Annotated in this window: 12 protein-coding genes; 9 read left to right on the top strand and 3 right to left on the bottom strand. The window is 41.0% G+C overall.

Annotated elements, in window-relative coordinates; genetic code table 11:
- Nucleotides 1–180: 180 nt before the first annotated feature.
- Both FOC45_RS09505 and FOC45_RS09500 read right to left on the bottom strand, forming a co-directional pair.
- Nucleotides 181–852, bottom strand: coding sequence for a hypothetical protein (locus FOC45_RS09505; protein ID WP_009389492.1), 672 nt, complete (start codon nt 850–852; stop codon nt 181–183).
- 259 nt (nt 853–1111) lie between these two features.
- Entirely contained in the window at nt 1112–1831 is a 720-nt protein-coding gene (locus FOC45_RS09500; RefSeq protein ID WP_009389686.1) for a hypothetical protein, read from the bottom strand.
- A gap of 345 nt (nt 1832–2176) precedes the next feature.
- Between FOC45_RS09500 and FOC45_RS09495 the strand changes: the two genes are divergently transcribed.
- The 3 genes from FOC45_RS09495 to FOC45_RS09485 all read left to right on the top strand — a co-directional run bounded on the left by FOC45_RS09495 (nt 2177) and on the right by FOC45_RS09485 (nt 6165).
- Nucleotides 2177–2650 (top strand): CYTH domain-containing protein, encoded by a 474-nt coding sequence (locus FOC45_RS09495; RefSeq protein ID WP_034540210.1) that lies wholly within the window; start codon nt 2177–2179, stop codon nt 2648–2650.
- Between the two features lie 68 nt (nt 2651–2718).
- On the top strand, nt 2719–5343 hold the full coding sequence (locus FOC45_RS09490) for a valine--tRNA ligase (protein WP_009389682.1): 2625 nt from the start codon (nt 2719–2721) through the stop codon (nt 5341–5343).
- 6 nt (nt 5344–5349) lie between these two features.
- Nucleotides 5350–6165 carry a 2,3,4,5-tetrahydropyridine-2,6-dicarboxylate N-succinyltransferase gene (locus FOC45_RS09485; protein ID WP_009389680.1) on the top strand — a complete coding sequence of 272 codons (816 nt, stop codon included), beginning with the start codon at nt 5350–5352 and terminating at the stop codon, nt 6163–6165.
- A 137-nt stretch (nt 6166–6302) separates the two neighbouring features.
- On the opposite strand, the gene holA is transcribed toward FOC45_RS09485, so the two are convergent.
- Nucleotides 6303–7313, bottom strand: coding sequence for a DNA polymerase III subunit delta (gene holA, locus FOC45_RS09480; protein ID WP_009389678.1), 1011 nt, complete (start codon nt 7311–7313; stop codon nt 6303–6305).
- Nucleotides 7314–7350: 37 nt separating this feature from the next.
- Between holA and FOC45_RS09475 the strand changes: the two genes are divergently transcribed.
- The 6 genes from FOC45_RS09475 (at nt 7351) to rpoC (ending at nt 16511) form a co-directional block, all read left to right on the top strand.
- On the top strand, nt 7351–7806 hold the full coding sequence (locus FOC45_RS09475) for a type I restriction enzyme HsdR N-terminal domain-containing protein (RefSeq protein WP_009389676.1): 456 nt from the start codon (nt 7351–7353) through the stop codon (nt 7804–7806).
- Nucleotides 7803–8756 carry a glycosyltransferase family 2 protein gene (locus FOC45_RS09470; RefSeq protein WP_009389674.1) on the top strand — a complete coding sequence of 318 codons (954 nt, stop codon included), beginning with the start codon at nt 7803–7805 and terminating at the stop codon, nt 8754–8756. Before FOC45_RS09475 ends, FOC45_RS09470 begins: the two co-directional genes overlap by 4 nt.
- Before the next feature lie 379 nt (nt 8757–9135).
- Nucleotides 9136–10059, top strand: a complete 924-nt coding sequence (locus FOC45_RS09465) for a DUF3829 domain-containing protein (RefSeq protein ID WP_034540336.1) — start codon at nt 9136–9138, stop codon at nt 10057–10059.
- Between the two features lie 117 nt (nt 10060–10176).
- On the top strand, nt 10177–11241 hold the full coding sequence (locus FOC45_RS09460) for an AAA family ATPase (protein WP_009389670.1): 1065 nt from the start codon (nt 10177–10179) through the stop codon (nt 11239–11241).
- The gene (locus FOC45_RS09455) at nt 11234–12070 is read left to right on the top strand and encodes a DUF4435 domain-containing protein (protein ID WP_196774056.1); all 837 of its coding nucleotides are present in this window, start codon (nt 11234–11236) and stop codon (nt 12068–12070) included. Before FOC45_RS09460 ends, FOC45_RS09455 begins: the two co-directional genes overlap by 8 nt.
- 157 nt (nt 12071–12227) lie before the next feature.
- Complete coding sequence (gene rpoC, locus FOC45_RS09450; RefSeq protein ID WP_009389668.1) at nt 12228–16511, top strand: DNA-directed RNA polymerase subunit beta'; 4284 nt, start codon at nt 12228–12230, stop codon at nt 16509–16511.
- Nucleotides 16512–16514: the final 3 nt, after the last annotated feature.

Raw genomic sequence — 16514 nt, 5'->3', positions numbered from 1 at the left:
AATTTTAATAGAAAATCACTAACCTTCTGTGCTTTCCAAAGGAATATCAGTGAGTTCTTCCTCTTCAGGAAGTGGTGCATAGTGGCAATGCAGGTTCTCCCCACTGCTGATAATATCTTCCCAATCCCGCCCTAAAGTGTCTGACAGAAAATCATTCGCTAATTCTATGTTAGGTAAGTATCATATATTTAAAATTCCATCAACGATTCTATACCCAGTTGCATTATTCTCTTTTAATTCTTCAACAATCTTTTCAGAGAAAAAAATAGCTGCACCTATAGAAATTACATCATATTCTATTTTGTTCCTTAGATACAAATCTACTTTTGTCGTATATCTATATTTCGATTCGGAGTTTTCATAATCTTCATAGTCTATAAAAGAGAATTCATTTCTATCCCGATGATAGAAAGTACTTTTTTGAAAATCAAGAACTTCAAAACTCCATACAGGGAAACCTATTAGGAAATAGTTACCATCAAAAGTATCAATCTTTACAGGAATTTTATTGTGAATAGGTAATTTGTATGCAGATATAATATCCACAATCTTTTTGCTTACTAAGAAATCAATTCCTAATTCATAAGGAGCGTAATACATAAAATCTAATTTCTTAATACTTTTAGTCATAGGGAAATAGATGACATTTGGACAATTTTTTAGATCAAATTGTTGGAATGTTTCTATACGAACCCTTTTTATATCATTACTGTTGCTGTCAAAAAAGTTATTGAAATATTCCTTATGTTTATTATTTTCAAATGAGTTTTTCCTTATTTCAACTGCAAAACTCCCATTTCTTCTTCCTGTTATTTTAGGTTCGAAGTCAAACTTTATATTATAAAACTTCATAATGTATACTTTTACTATTAATGTTTATTCTTTTTCTTATGTTTCCCTTCTTTAAAATAATCATTTAAATTCATATCTGAATTTAGGGCATCATCTATATGCTTTCTTAATTCATCTTGTAATTTTTTGATTTCTGTAATATTAAAATTTCCATTCTTCTTTAGTTCCTCTAAATGTTCTCTTACATAATCATTATATTGCGGATGATTTTGATGAAGAATTGTACAAAAATAGGTTTAAAATTGAACAAGCAAATGGACTAATCACTAACCACCTTTCTCTCTTCAAACCCTGCTTTCTTCAGCTCGGGCGACAGAAAATCGTAATGATTTACCCCGTATAGCAGTATAATCTTCTTATGAGGGGTAGCTAGCAGCGTAGCCAATAGGTAGTCATCGCGGTAGGTGCGCAAGAATAGCCGACTATACTCCTTGTATTGTTTGCAGTTGTATTTCGCAGTGGGCGGCGTAGCGTAGTCGCAGCTGTCCAGCACTATAGGCGAGTGGTCAGCCTCTATTTGCGCCACTAACTGACGCATATTCAGGTCTACTCTAAAATCCTTACTGAGGTCAATGCCGGTATTCTCTTCACTCTGACGGGTATAACTGTCAAATCCTTTTTTAAAAGGCGAAGTCTCATTATTTTTATCCGTATAGATACCTTTGAAGTAAAATCCTGTCATTTTGCGTACTTTTAGTAGTAAAGTATCTTGCAAAAGCGAATCCGAAGTACCGTAAGTCAGGTTTTCGTAGTATATTTTATAGCCTTCATCTCTTTTTTGGGTTACAAACTGCTTAATTTTTTCATAAAATTCAGGCTGCCCTAAGTGAATCATCGGTATATAGATAATTTCCTTATCGTTTTTGGTGAATACCACCGCCTTTCTAAACGGATTTTTCTCCTTAAAGCTAATGAAAGAGGAGCTACACCCTCCTAATAGCAGCGCCCCACAGAGGAGCATCAAAAAGTTTTTTGTCATAGTTTTTTTTGTTATAATTTTTTATTTGAAAATAATGAAGCAGCAAAAGTATAAAAAATAATTAAGAATTCTTACCTTTGCCCCACAGAAAAAATTTCTAAACGCACTTACCCTATACAAACGATATACGAACAATACAGGAACGATATAGGAACAATACAGGAACGATATAGGAACAATACAGGAACGATATAGGAAGAGCGAACGATAATCGAACAATTAGCGAAGTATAAACGTCTTAATTATGATGCTCGTGTATGGGCTCCCCCTTTGAAGGGGGCAGGGGGGATGTTTTTTAAATAGGAGATGTTTATTTTAAAGAAAAGTCTAATTAATACTAAAAAAATGCCACAAGAGATAGAACGAAAATTCAAAGTAAAAAACGATACTTACAAAGCCCTTGCCACGCATAAGATGCGCCTCACGCAGGGCTACCTTAGCTCTGTGCCTGAGCGCACGGTGCGCATACGCGTTAAGGGCGACGAGGCTTTTATCACCGTCAAAGGCAAGACCAATGCGGCAGGCACTACCCGTTTCGAGTGGGAAAAGGCCATAAGCATAGCCGAAGCCCAGCAGTTGCTCGCCCTTTGCGAATCGGGTATTATCGATAAGACCCGCTATCTGGTGCCCAATGGCGATACCACCATTGAGGTAGATGAGTTTCACGGCGACAATGAGGGCTTGTTAATCGCCGAGATAGAGCTCCCTTCGGAAGATACCCCTTTTCACCACCCCGACTGGTTAGGCGAGGAGGTCACGGCCGACCCAAGGTACTACAACGCGATGCTCACCCATCACCCTTACAAAAAATGGCGCTAAAAACTGCCAATCCAAAATAATTTCGTACTTTTGCAAAAATAATCAGCAAATCGACACATTAGCAAAATATGACAAAATACAATCCCACTGATTTAGAACAAAAATGGTATGCCTATTGGCTTGCCCACAACTATTTTCACTCAACCCCCGATGAGCGTACGCCTTACACCATCGTTATTCCGCCCCCTAACGTTACAGGGGTGCTCCATATGGGGCATATGCTCAACAATACCATTCAAGACGTGCTTATCCGCCGTGCCCGCCTCAAAGGTTTTAATGCTTGCTGGGTGCCGGGTACCGACCACGCTTCTATCGCAACCGAGGCTAAAGTGGTAGCCAAACTCAAAGAACAAGGCATTAAAAAATCCGACCTCACTCGCGAGGAGTTCCTCGTACACGCGTGGGAATGGACGCACCAATACGGTGGGGTAATCCTCGAACAGCTCAAAAAATTGGGCTGCTCTTGCGACTGGCAGCGCACCAAATTCACTATGGACGACGAGCTTTCAGCTTCCGTTATCAAAGTCTTTGTCGATTTGTATAATAAGGGACAGATATACCGCGGTCACCGTATGGTAAACTGGGATCCAGAGGCCAAAACTACCCTTTCTGACGAGGAGGTGATTTACGAAGAACGTCAAGGATTTTTATATCATTTGAAATATCAAATTGAAGGGACAAATGAGTATCTTATCATTGCTACTACCCGCCCCGAAACCATTTTTGGCGATACGGCTATCTGCATCAACCCTAATGATGAGCGTTGGCAGCACCTCAAAGGCAAAAAGGCGATTGTGCCTATCTGCAACCGCGTAATTCCGATTATCGAAGATGAGTACGTCGATGTAGAGTTTGGTACAGGTTGCCTCAAGGTAACCCCTGCACACGACCCTAACGACAAGGTGTTGGGCGACAAGCACCAGTTAGAAGTGATTGATATCTTCAATGACGATGCAACTCTCAATAGCTACGGCTTGCACTATGCTGGCAAAGATCGCTTTGTGGTGCGCAAGGAGATAGTAGCCGAATTAGAAGCAAAAGACTTACTCGCTAAGAAAGAAACCTATACTAACAAAGTGGGCACCTCAGAGCGTACCAAAGCGGTGATTGAGCCTCGCCTTTCCGACCAGTGGTTCCTCAAAATGGATACCCTTATACAGCCTGCTATCAAGGCGGTGTTAGAAGACGAAAGCATCAAGCTATACCCTAAAAAGTTCGAGAACACTTATCGCCATTGGGTAGAGAACGTACGCGATTGGAATATCTCACGCCAATTGTGGTGGGGGCAACAGATTCCTGCTTACTACTACGGCGAGGGTAAAAACCAATTTGTAGTAGCCGAAACTAAGGCAGAAGCCCTTGTGTTGGCTAAAGAAAAGAGCGGCAATGCGCATCTTACCGAAGCCGATTTGCGCCAAGATGAAGACGCTCTCGATACGTGGTTCTCGTCTTGGTTATGGCCAATGAGTGTATTCAATGGTATTTTAGAGCCTAACAATCCTGAAATAGAGTATTATTACCCTACCAACGATTTGGTAACAGGGCCTGATATCCTTTTCTTCTGGGTAACCCGAATGATAGTAGCAGGCTTTGAGTACAAGGGTGCACGTCCATTTAGCAATGTTTACCTCACCGGATTGGTGCGCGATAAGCAACGCCGCAAGATGTCAAAATCTTTAGGCAACTCCCCCGATGCCCTCAAACTCATTGCCGATTATGGGGCTGATGGCGTGCGCGTAGGGCTCTTGCTCTCATCGGCAGCTGGTAATGACTTGTTGTTCGATGAGGCTCTTTGCCAGCAAGGAAAAGGCTTTGGCAACAAGCTGTGGAATGCCTTCCAATTGGTAAAAGGTTGGCAAGTAGATACAGTCGACCAACCAGCGGCATCTAAGCTCGCTTTGCAGTGGTTCGATGCTAAGTTCAATGCGGTGCTTACTGAGGTAGAAGACCATTTCGAAAAATATCGTATTTCCGATGCTCTAATGGCTATCTACAAACTTGCTTGGGACGATTTCTGCGCGTGGCTTTTAGAGATGGTAAAACCCGAATACGGCAAACCGATGGATAAAGCCACTTATGAAGGCGTTGTAGCCGCTTTTGAGAATTTGCTAAAACTCCTTCACCCCTTTATGCCTTTCCTTACCGAGGAAATATGGCAAAGTTTAGCCCCTCGTACCCCTGAGCAGGCTCTTATCGTGGCTATTTATCCCGCTGTACAGCCCTACGACGAAAAACTGTTAGCCGAATTTGATTTTGCTGCTGAAGTGATAGCAGGTATCCGCACGGTGCGCAAAGAGAAGAATATACCGTTCAAAACACCGCTTAGTCTTTCGGTATTAAACAAAGAGCAAATAAGCAATCGTTTCGACGCGGTGATTACCAAAATGGGCGGACTTGAGGCTATTGCCGAAGTAAGTGCTGCTATAGAGGGGGCAATGTCTTTCCGCGTAAAAGCTAATGAGTACTTTATCCCTATGGGGGGAGCGGTCAATGTAGAGGAAGAATTAAAGAAACTGCAAGAAGAATTGACCTATACACAAGGCTTTTTGGCATCAGTGCGCAAGAAGCTTTCTAATGAAAAGTTTGTAAATTCGGCACCTGCTCAGGTAGTAGATATCGAGCGCAAAAAAGAAGCCGATGCACTCGCTAAAATAGCAACTATTGAAAAAGCAATAGATACTTTATCAAAATAATAACAAATGGAACACTTAAAACAACTAATAGATGAAGCGTGGGAAAATCGCTCACTGCTTCGTGAGGAAATCGTACAGCAGACTATCCGCGAGGTTATTCACCTCTTAGATTTAGGGCAGTTGCGTGTAGCCGAGCCTACTGCCAATGGCTGGAAAGTAAACGAATGGGTAAAGAAAGCCGTAGTGTTGTATTTCCCTATTCAGAATATGAAACCTGTAGAGGTGGGTATTTTTGAGTATCACGATAAAATTCCGCTCAAGCATAATTACGACGAGAAAGGCGTGCGCGTAGTACCACCAGCAGTAGCTCGTCGCGGTGCTTATATTGCTAAAGGTGCTATACTAATGCCAAGTTATGTCAATATCGGTGCGTATGTTGATGAAGGTACTATGGTCGATACGTGGGCTACAGTGGGCAGTTGCGCTCAGATAGGCAAGCACGTACACTTAAGCGGTGGCGTAGGAGTAGGAGGGGTGTTAGAACCCTTGCAAGCAGCCCCTGTTATTGTCGAAGACGGAGCTTTCATCGGCTCGCGTTGTATCTTGGTAGAAGGAGTGCGTGTAGGCAAAGAAGCCGTACTTGGGGCTAATGTAGTGCTTACCTCTTCTACTAAAATTATCGATGTAACAGGTAGCGAACCTAAGGAACTCAAGGGGTATGTACCTGAACGTTCAGTAGTTATCCCAGGTAGTTACACCAAACACTTCCCTGCCGGCGATTACCAAGTGCCTTGTGCCCTTATCATCGGTCAGCGTAAAGCCTCAACCGACAAAAAGACATCACTAAACGATGCCCTTAGAGAATACGGAGTCTCTGTCTAATAATTAAATAAAAAAAGCTGCCAATTAAGGCAGCTTTTTTTATTATTATTTAATGCTTAGTTATAGCTTAGAATTTATAACTAAGCATTAAAAGTTGTAATTACCTATTCCCTCTTTGGAGGGGGGTAGGGGGAGGTTTAGTTCATTATCATCATCAGTTCTTTTAGTAGGTCAGCGGGGGTAGTACTCGCAGCCCCTACGCCTTTGCTCTTCACATCTATCTCTCGCAAGCCCGCCATTATAGCACTCACTTTCTTCATCGGGTAGTGTTGGGCAGCACTATGTAGGTCTTTTACATCGAAAAAGGTAGCTTTAGTAGCCGCCATTACATTTTTGTCGCTCACATCAGTCAGGCTATGGTAAATTAATAGCTTCTGAAAGAATCCGTATAGTACAGTCAGAGTCACCACCAACGGATTATCTTTAGGGTTTTCTGCAAAATGCTTAATAATACGCGCTATCTTCACCTTATCATTGGTGGCAAAAGCACTTTTCAGCTCGAAGTTGTTAAACTCTTTGCTAATACCTATATTCTTCTCTATAATATCGGGGGTTACTTCGGTGTTTGCAGGTACGATAAGAGCCAATTTATTTACTTCATTTTCAATGCGACTGAGGTCATTTCCTAAGAAATCAACTAACATCTGAGTAGCTTTAGGCTGTATGCTTAAGTGCTTCTTTTTAAAAACATCTGGCAAAAAGCTGCTTATTACTTGGTTTTCATATAGCTTTTTGCTTTCCATTACCACACAATCCTGGTTTTTTCCTAAACTCTTTAGTAGTTTCTTACGTGCGTCTAACTTTTCGTATTTATAGCAAAATACTAGCACGGTAGAGGCGGTAGGGTTTTCAACATAAGGCACTAATTGGTCAATACTAGCCCTGAGGTTCTGCGCTTCTTTAATGATAATCAATTGGCGCTCTGCCATCATCGGGAAGCGGCGTGCATAGTCTATTATAGCAGGCACTGTCACGTCTTGCCCGTATAGTACTAACTGGTCAAACCCCTTCTGGTCTTCTTCCAAAAGGTGCTTTTCTAAGTAGTTAGCCACTACGTCTATGAAATAAGGTTCCTCGCCCATTAAGAAATAAATGGGGGCAATAATTCCTTTCTTTATATTAGCAATAATTTTTTTTACTTCTTCCATAGTGCAAAAATACAAAAAATATTTCTACTTTTGCACTATGAAAGAGCTAAATTTTAAAGCCTACGAGTTTAGAACCAAAAAAGCGGATGGCAAATGGTGGATTTATGATATTATCAGACGCAAATACGTAGTGCTACAACCAGAGGAGTGGGTGCGACAACACGTGTTGCACTTTTTAATAGAAGAAAAAGGCTACCCTAAATCATTGATAAATGTAGAAAAAGCCTTGACAGTGAACGAATTGACCAAGCGTTATGACGTGGTCATTTACACGCGGCGAGGCGATATTTTCTTAGTGGTAGAATGCAAAGCCCCCAACGTGTCGATTACTCAAGATACTTTCGACCAAATAGCCCGATACAACTTGGCGCTTAAGTCTACTTACCTAATGGTAACCAACGGAATATCACATTATTATTGCCAAATGGACTATAAGCTGGGGCAGTATCTTTTCTTAAGAGATTTACCCCATTATGGCGATTTTCAACTATGACTATAGCTATCGTTATTCTTAATTGGAACGGGCGGCAGTTGCTCAAGCGCTTCCTCCCTACTGTCCTCACGTACGCGACGGGTGCCCAAGTGTATGTGGCCGACAACGCTTCTACTGACGGCTCAGTAGATTTCCTGCGCACGCATTATCCACAGGTCTCGATACTGCAAAACCCTACTAATGAGGGCTATGCGGCAGGCTATAACCGCGCGTTACAGCAGGTGCAAGCCGATGTCTATTGCTTGCTAAATTCCGATGTAGCTGTCACTGAGGGGTGGTTGTCTCCGGTGCTTAAATGCTTCGAAGACCCCCAGATAGCAATGGTACAGCCCAAAATATTAGACTACAAACGCCCTACTCATTTCGAGTATGCAGGGGCAGCAGGCGGCTATATCGATAAATACGGATTTCCGTACTGTCGAGGGCGACGCTTACAGCAGGTAGAGGAGGACAGAGGGCAGTACGATGAGCCTTCACCTTGCCCGATATTCTGGGCATCAGGAGCCTGTTTGTTCGTCCGTTCGACTGTTTTTCACGCTTTAGGGGGCTTCGATGCCGACTTTTTTGCCCATCAAGAGGAAATCGACCTCTGTTGGCGTGCCCATCATCGGGGACATAAAGTAGTTTGCTGCCCTCAAAGCGTGGTCTATCACGTCGGGGGGGCGACCCTTTCAGCTACTAATCCACAGAAAACGTACCTAAACTTCCGAAACAGTCTGCTAATGTTGCTCAAAAACCTCCCAGCGCACTGCCTATACCGCAGACTTTTTGTGCGTATGCTCATCGATGGAGCAGCGGGCGCTTACTACCTGTTCACCGGCAAACCTCGCCTCACGTGGGCAGTATTGCGAGCCCATTTTTACTTCTACCGGCATTTTAGCAAATTCCAACGCAAAAGACCTCCTTATACTATTGAAGATTATTACCAGAGAAAAAGTATATTTTTTTAATGCTAAAAATTAATCGTTAATACCCCATAATCTCTATATTGAGACTGTCTGAAAAGTTTTTCGTGTATACAGACCGTCACATCTCCCCCTTCGAAGGAAGTCCGCGAGCTGGCGCAGCGGAGTATGTGAAGGGGGGATGTTAAAACACCGAACGATGACCGAACGATGACCGAACGATGACCGAACAATGAGCGAACAATGAGCGAACGATAACCGAACGCTACCCCCTTCTAGCGACTAACGACTAACCACTAGCGACTAACCACTAGCGACTAATGTCTAACGACTAAAACTCTAATGTTAAACTATTGTTAAACTTCGAAAAGTTATTGTTTTATTTCATATCTTTGTGGCATTAATAAATAATAAAAAAAGACAAATGAAAAAGATTATTTTCGCTTTGGCAGTAGTAGGGGCATTCCTTACAGGCTGTAATTCAAATGGTTCGAAAGCAAACGGTGCTGACGAAGTAGGTGGTAAAGACCAAGCTAATGAAATCATTGGCTTTTATAACGATGCGTTAGAAGCGTCAAGAAACTATAATAGAGGTATTATAGAGTCAGGTGAAGACTACATTAGAGATGCTGAAAAGTACGTAAATGATAAGTTGAAATCTAATTGGGGCAACAAGCCTTTCTTGCATACTTCTTATCACGATTTTGGCAACAAATCAAAGGCGGCTCCTACTGATGCTTTTGGCGATAAAAAAGAGGTGATTGCTAAAGATTTTAGCGAACTAAAAAAACACGCTGAAGACTTGCAAAAGCTATTGAGCGATATAAAATCACACTTAGAAAGTGAAGATTTTAAAGATGATAAAGGAGCTAAATTCGCTGAACTTAAACAAAAAGCACAAGCTGAAATAGAAGGTTTTCAACAAGTGCGTACCAAACTTTTTGGCGAAATGGATAGTATCGTAGAGAAAGCAGAGGGTATCATTCTTGAAGACCATCCTCTAAAAGAAAACATCTTATCATCTAAGAAGTTATTGGCAGTAGCAGGCGACTTTATTGATGAAGTAGTAGCACAATCAGAAGCTGAAAAGGTAAATGTTGATAAATTAGAAGCAGCTTATAAAGCAATTGAAACCCAATTGGCGAACAACCAAAAGATAGAGGTAAAAGATGCTTCAGCTAAATCTAACTACGAAAGACTTAATAAAGAAGGTGAAGATTACCTTGGTGCTTTGCGCAAATTTATCCGCGACACTAAAGAAAAGAAAAAGTTTGATCAGAATGGCTTCAACCAAGTAGATAGCGCTTATCAATCTTTAGTAAGTGCTTATAATAGCTTTGTAAACTAAAAACAACAAACTAAATACAAAATACGAGAGACAAAAAAATACATTTTGTCTCTCGTATTTTTGTCTTCTATATTTAAATTTGTATCTTTGCAGAGTTATTCACTTAAAAAGTTAAAGATGTTAGAAAGTATTGCTATAAAGAAGCTATTTGGTTTGTTTGATTATCATATAAAGTTTGATACTGTTGAGAATATCACTATTCTCACAGGCCCTAATGGCTATGGTAAGACTACTATTCTCAATATTATCTATCATTTTTTTAATCAGAATAGTGAATATTTTCAGAAACTAAACTTTGCATCTATAACTTTCTATTTTCAGAATCAGAAAACTGTTGAATTGAAAAAAGGAGAACACAATGTGTTTGACGATATTCTTCAAACAAAAGTTTATTTGATAAAAGAACAGCGGCTTATTAAACCTGTTTTAGAAAATATTGAAACTGATGATAAATCAGGCAAGAATAAAAAGACTTTTTTAAATACAATTGAAGTTTATGCTGAAGAATTAAAAAAGTTGATAGAAGAAAAACAATTAGAAGCCTACCAAATAGCACAGAAATTAGATAGTTCTTTCCCTAAAAGGCTTATCGAAGCTAAAACAGTTGTTGATGAACCAATTTTTAAAAAACGTTTTGCTGAACTAAAAGATAAACAAAGTAAGTTGCAGCAATTTGGTATTGCCACCAGCGCACAAGAAATACCAGACTACAATGTAGAAAGTGCCAAAGTGCTTTCGGTTTATCTAAACGATTCAGAAGAAAAACTAAAAATATACGATGATTTATTGGCTAAAATAGAACTTTTTGTAAATATTATCAACCAAAAGGATTTTGCTTTTAAATCTATCAAAATAAGTAGCGACAAAGGTTTTAGTTTTTACCAAAACAAGCAGCAACAAGAGCTTAGTCTTACTGACTTGTCATCGGGTGAGCAACAAGAGGTAGTATTGCTTTATGAGCTACTGTTTAAAACTACGCCTAATACCCTTATTCTGATTGATGAGCCCGAAATATCCTTGCACGTACTTTGGCAAAAAGCCTTTATTGACGACTTGCAAAAGATAGCAGCCATAAAGAAGATTAACTTTTTAGTTTCCACTCATTCACCACAAATCATTAACAACCATTGGGATTTAACCCGCGATTTATACGACCTTTCTAAAACCGATGAAAATGAATAGAAGTTTAAAAGCCAACACTAATGGAAACGATAAAGCAAATGATATACGCCTTTCGCTTAATACACCAAGTGGTAGTAAAATAGTGTGGGTGTTAGTAGAAGGGGAAGATGATGGCAAAATATATCCTAAATTCTTTGACGCTTCTAAAGCAAAAGTAGAATATGTAAATGGTAAAACCTCTCTTATTGAAGCTCTGGAGATACTTACGCAAGAAACAAAACAGGTAGTAGGCATAGCAGATGCTGATTTTCTGCATTTAAATAAGCTTTATCCTCGGGTGAAAAACCTTTTTTATACTGATTATCACGATATAGAAATGACGATGCTCAGTTTTGAAGAAGTGAGAAATAATTTGCTTACAGAGTATCAAATGCAGGATAAACAAGCAGCTATTTGGCAAAATGTGTTAGAAGAGGCTTCATATATAGGCTATATCCGTTGGTATAATGATATAAATGATAATAAAATAAACTTTAGTGGGATAGGGTACGGCAAAATAGCAGACTTGGTAGATGAAAAACTGAAATTACAAAAACCTTTATTGCTTGCCACGCTCAATCAAAGATCGCCTAATAAGGAAAGAATTCTAACAGATGAGACCGTAAATACTTTTATAGAAACCAGCCCAACTGATGATAGTATGAATTTGTGTAGTGGACACGATGCCGCTGCTTTTCTCTCATTGATTATTGGCAGTAGAACAACTCCGAAAGGAGTCGAAACAGCCCTGCGATTTTCTTTCAATATACAGCATTTCAGCAAAACTAAACTGTATAAACAGCTACAAGAATGGCAGAACCAAAATGGCTTTCAAATTATTATCTTCTGAAAATCAGTGCATTAAAAACTTTTTGAAAAAAACAATACAAAAAAATAGTTGTTAATTAAAAAAATAGTTGTACTTTTGCACGATATTTTGTAATTAGGCGTTATCAGGCGGGGGTCTGGTAGGGTCTGAATAACCTTATTTATTTCACCATAACAATATGGCAAAAGATAAAAATACAACTGTTCCAAAATTTGATAAGATTTCTATTGGCTTAGCCTCTCCCGAATCTATCTTGGCTGTTTCGCGCGGCGAGGTTACTAAGCCCGAAACTATCAACTATCGTACTCACAAGCCAGAACGAGATGGGCTTTTTTGTGAGCGTATTTTCGGTCCTGTTAAGGACTATGAATGTGCCTGCGGTAAGTATAAGCGTATCCGCTATAAGGGTATCGTGTGCGACCGTTGTGGGGTAGAAGTAACTGAAAAGAAAGTACGCCGTGAAAGAGTGGGGCATATCAACTTAGTGGTGCCTATCGCCCATATTTGGTATTTCCGCTCATTGCCTAACAAAATAGGTTATCTGCTCGGGCTGCCTTCTAAAAAGTTGGATATGATTATCTACTACGAACGCTATGTGGTGATACAGCCCGGTGTTGCTAAAGGGCCTGAAGGTGAAGATATTCAGTACCTCGACTTCCTCTCTGAAGAAGAATACCTCGCTATACTCGAGTCTCTTCCTGCTGATAACCAATATCTTGAAGATACTGATCCTAATAAGTTCGTAGCCAAAATGGGGGCTGAATGCCTCTTAGAGCTCCTCGAGCGTCTCGACCTCGATGCCCTTTCATACGACTTGCGCCATAAAGCTAATAACGAAAGTTCTAAACAACGCAAAACCGAAGCGCTAAAACGCCTACAAGTGGTAGAAGCTTTCCGCGAATCACAAAAGAACCGCGAGAATAAACCTGAGTGGATGATTATGAAGGTGATACCTGTTATCCCACCAGAATTGCGTCCGTTAGTACCTCTCGATGGAGGTCGTTTTGCTACTTCAGACCTTAATGATTTATACCGCCGTGTAATCATACGCAATAACCGTTTAAAACGTTTGATGGAAATCAAAGCACCTGATGTTATCTTGCGTAATGAAAAACGTATGCTACAAGAGGCAGTCGATTCACTTTTCGATAACACTCGTAAATCATCAGCGGTAAAAACAGAATCTAACAGACCTTTAAAATCTCTTTCTGACTCGCTCAAAGGAAAACAAGGTCGTTTCCGTCAGAACCTACTCGGTAAACGTGTTGATTACTCAGCGCGTTCAGTTATCGTCGTAGGCCCTGAACTAAAAATGTACGAATGCGGTTTGCCCAAAAATATGGCAGCCGAACTATATAAACCTTTCGTGATACGCAAGCTCATCGAGCGTGGTATCGTGAAGACGGTGAAATCTGCTAAGAAAATCATCGATAAAAAAGAACCAGTAGTATGGGATATTTTGGAAAACGTGATAAAAGGTCACCCTGTACTACTGAACCGTGCCCCCACGCTACACCGTTTGGGTATTCAGGCATTCCAGCCTAAACTCATCGAGGGGAAAGCTATCCAGCTGCACCCATTGGTGTGTACAGCGTTCAACGCCGACTTCGACGGTGACCAGATGGCGGTACACTTGCCATTAGGCCCTGAAGCGATACTCGAGGCACAACTCTTGATGTTGGCATCGCACAATATCTTGAACCCTGCTAATGGTTCACCTATTACCGTACCTTCGCAGGATATGGTCTTGGGGCTTTACTACATCACCAAAGGACGTAAATCAACACCTGAATATCCTATCAAAGGAGAAGGGTTGGTATTCTATTCGCCCGAAGAGGTAAATATAGCCTACAACGAAGGGAAACTAAGTCTCAACGCCTTTATAAAAGTGCGTGTTCGCGACCTCGATGAGGAAGGTAATGTATATTATCACTTAGTAGAAACCACCACAGGACGTGTGCTTTTCAATGAGTTAGTACCTTTAGAAGTAGGGTATGTAAACGAGGTGCTTACTAAGAAGTCATTGCGCGATATTATCGGGCGAATCCTTAAGGCTACCAGCATACCTGTAACAGGCGACTTCCTCGATAAAATAAAGAATATGGGATACCGTTTCGCTTTCAAAGGCGGACTATCATTCAGCTTAGGCGACATTATTATTCCGCAAGAAAAAGCAGATATGATTGCTGAAGCTAATGGTTTGGTAGACGGTATTATGATGAACTATAATATGGGTCTCATCACCAATAACGAGCGTTATAACCAAGTGATTGATGTGTGGACTTCTACCAATGCTCAGCTTACTGAGTTGGCTATGAAGCGTATCAGCACCGACCAACAAGGGTTTAACTCTGTGTATATGATGCTCGACTCAGGAGCCCGTGGTTCTAAAGAACAGATACGTCAGCTTACCGGTATGCGTGGATTGATGGCTAAGCCTAAGAAATCAACAGCCGGAGGGGGCGAAATCATTGAGAACCCGATTCTTTCTAACTTTAAAGAGGGGCTTTCAATCCTCGAGTACTTTATCTCTACCCACGGGGCTCGTAAAGGTCTTGCCGATACCGCGCTTAAGACTGCCGATGCCGGTTATTTGACCCGTCGTTTGGTAGACGTATCACAAGATGTTATCATCAATACCGAAGATTGCGGTACTCTACGTGGGGTTGAAGTACGTGCCCTTAAGAAAAACGAAGAGGTGGTAGAAAGTTTGGGCGAACGTATACTCGGTCGTGTATCGCTACACGATGTGTACAACCCACTTACCGAAGAGTTATTGGTAGCTGCTGGCGAAGAAATTACTGAAAAAATAGTAGATAAGATAGATGCAGCACCTATTGAAATGGTAGAGGTGCGCTCAGCCCTTACTTGCGAGGCAAAACACGGTATCTGTGCGAAGTGCTATGGACGTAACCTTTCTACTGGTCGTATGGTACAAAGAGGAGAGGCCGTAGGGGTAGTAGCTGCTCAATCTATCGGTGAGCCTGGTACACAGCTTACACTACGTACTTTCCACGCCGGTGGGGTGGCAGGTAACGTGTCTGAAGAAAATAAAACAGAAGCCCGTTTTGACGGTATATTAGAAATAGAAGACCTACGCGTGGTAACCAGCAAAGATGGCGACCAAAGTGTAGACGTAGTAATACGCTCATCAGAGCTAAAAGTACTCGACCCTACTACTCGTATGGTGCTACAAACACACGATATTCCTTATGGGGCACACATCTTTGTAAAAGACAAAGAAGAGGTGAAGAAAGGTACTTTGCTCTTCCAATGGGATCCGTACAATGCGGTAATCATTTCAGAGTTCTCTGGTAAGATAGCTTATGAAGATATCGAACAAGGGGTAACTTACCAAGTAGAAATAGACGAGCAAACAGGCTTCCAAGAAAAGGTAATCGTAGAATCTCGTAATAAGAAGTTGATACCTACCTTATTAATCGTTGATAAGAATGGCGAAACACTCCGTTCTTACAACTTGCCGGTGGGTGCCCACATAATGGTGGATAACAACAGTAAGATAGAAGAGGGTAAAGTATTGGTGAAAATACCGCGTAGTTCAGCTAAGGCGGGTGATATCACCGGTGGTCTACCACGTGTAACTGAGTTGTTCGAAGCACGTAACCCTTCTAACCCTGCTATTGTGTCAGAAATTGACGGGGTAGTGTCATTCGGAAAAATAAAACGTGGTAATAAAGAAGTAATTGTAACTTCTCGTTTAGGTGAAGAGCGCAAGTATTTGGTGAAACTATCAAGTCAGATATTGGTGCAAGAAAACGACTATGTGCGTGCTGGTAAGCCGTTGTCAGACGGTTCTGTAACGCCTGACGATATACTACGCATTAAAGGGCCATCGGCTGTACAACAGTACTTAGTAAACGAAGTACAAGAGGTATACCGACTACAAGGGGTGAAGATTAACGATAAGCACTTTGAGGTAATCGTTCGTCAGATGATGCGCAAGGTAGAAATACAAGACCCAGGAGATACACTTTATCTCGAAGGTCAGTTAGTACATAAAGACGACTTTATAGAAGAAAACGATAGACTCTTTGGTAAGAAAGTAGTAGAAGATGCAGGCGACTCTGAAAACCTAAAAGCAGGACAGATAGTAAGTCTCCGCGAACTACGCGATGAAAATTCATTGCTAAAACGCTCTGATAAGAACTTAGTAGTAGCTCGCGACATCATACCGGCTACAGCTATGCCTGTATTACAAGGTATTACTCGTGCGTCATTACAAACTAAGTCGTTTATTTCAGCAGCATCGTTCCAAGAAACTACTAAAGTACTCAATGAGGCTGCGGTAAGCGGTAAGGTAGATTCGTTAGACGGACTAAAAGAGAACGTAATTGTAGGACATCGTATACCTGCAGGTACTGGTCTTAAACGTTATGAGAAGATAATCGTAGGTTCTAAAGCTGACTTAGAACCAGTAGTGGAAAAGAAAAAATCGAGATAGACT

Source organism: Capnocytophaga sp. FDAARGOS_737, from assembly GCF_009730375.1.
Taxonomy (GTDB): domain Bacteria; phylum Bacteroidota; class Bacteroidia; order Flavobacteriales; family Flavobacteriaceae; genus Capnocytophaga; species Capnocytophaga leadbetteri.
This window is presented reverse-complemented; position numbering and strand designations above follow the sequence as displayed.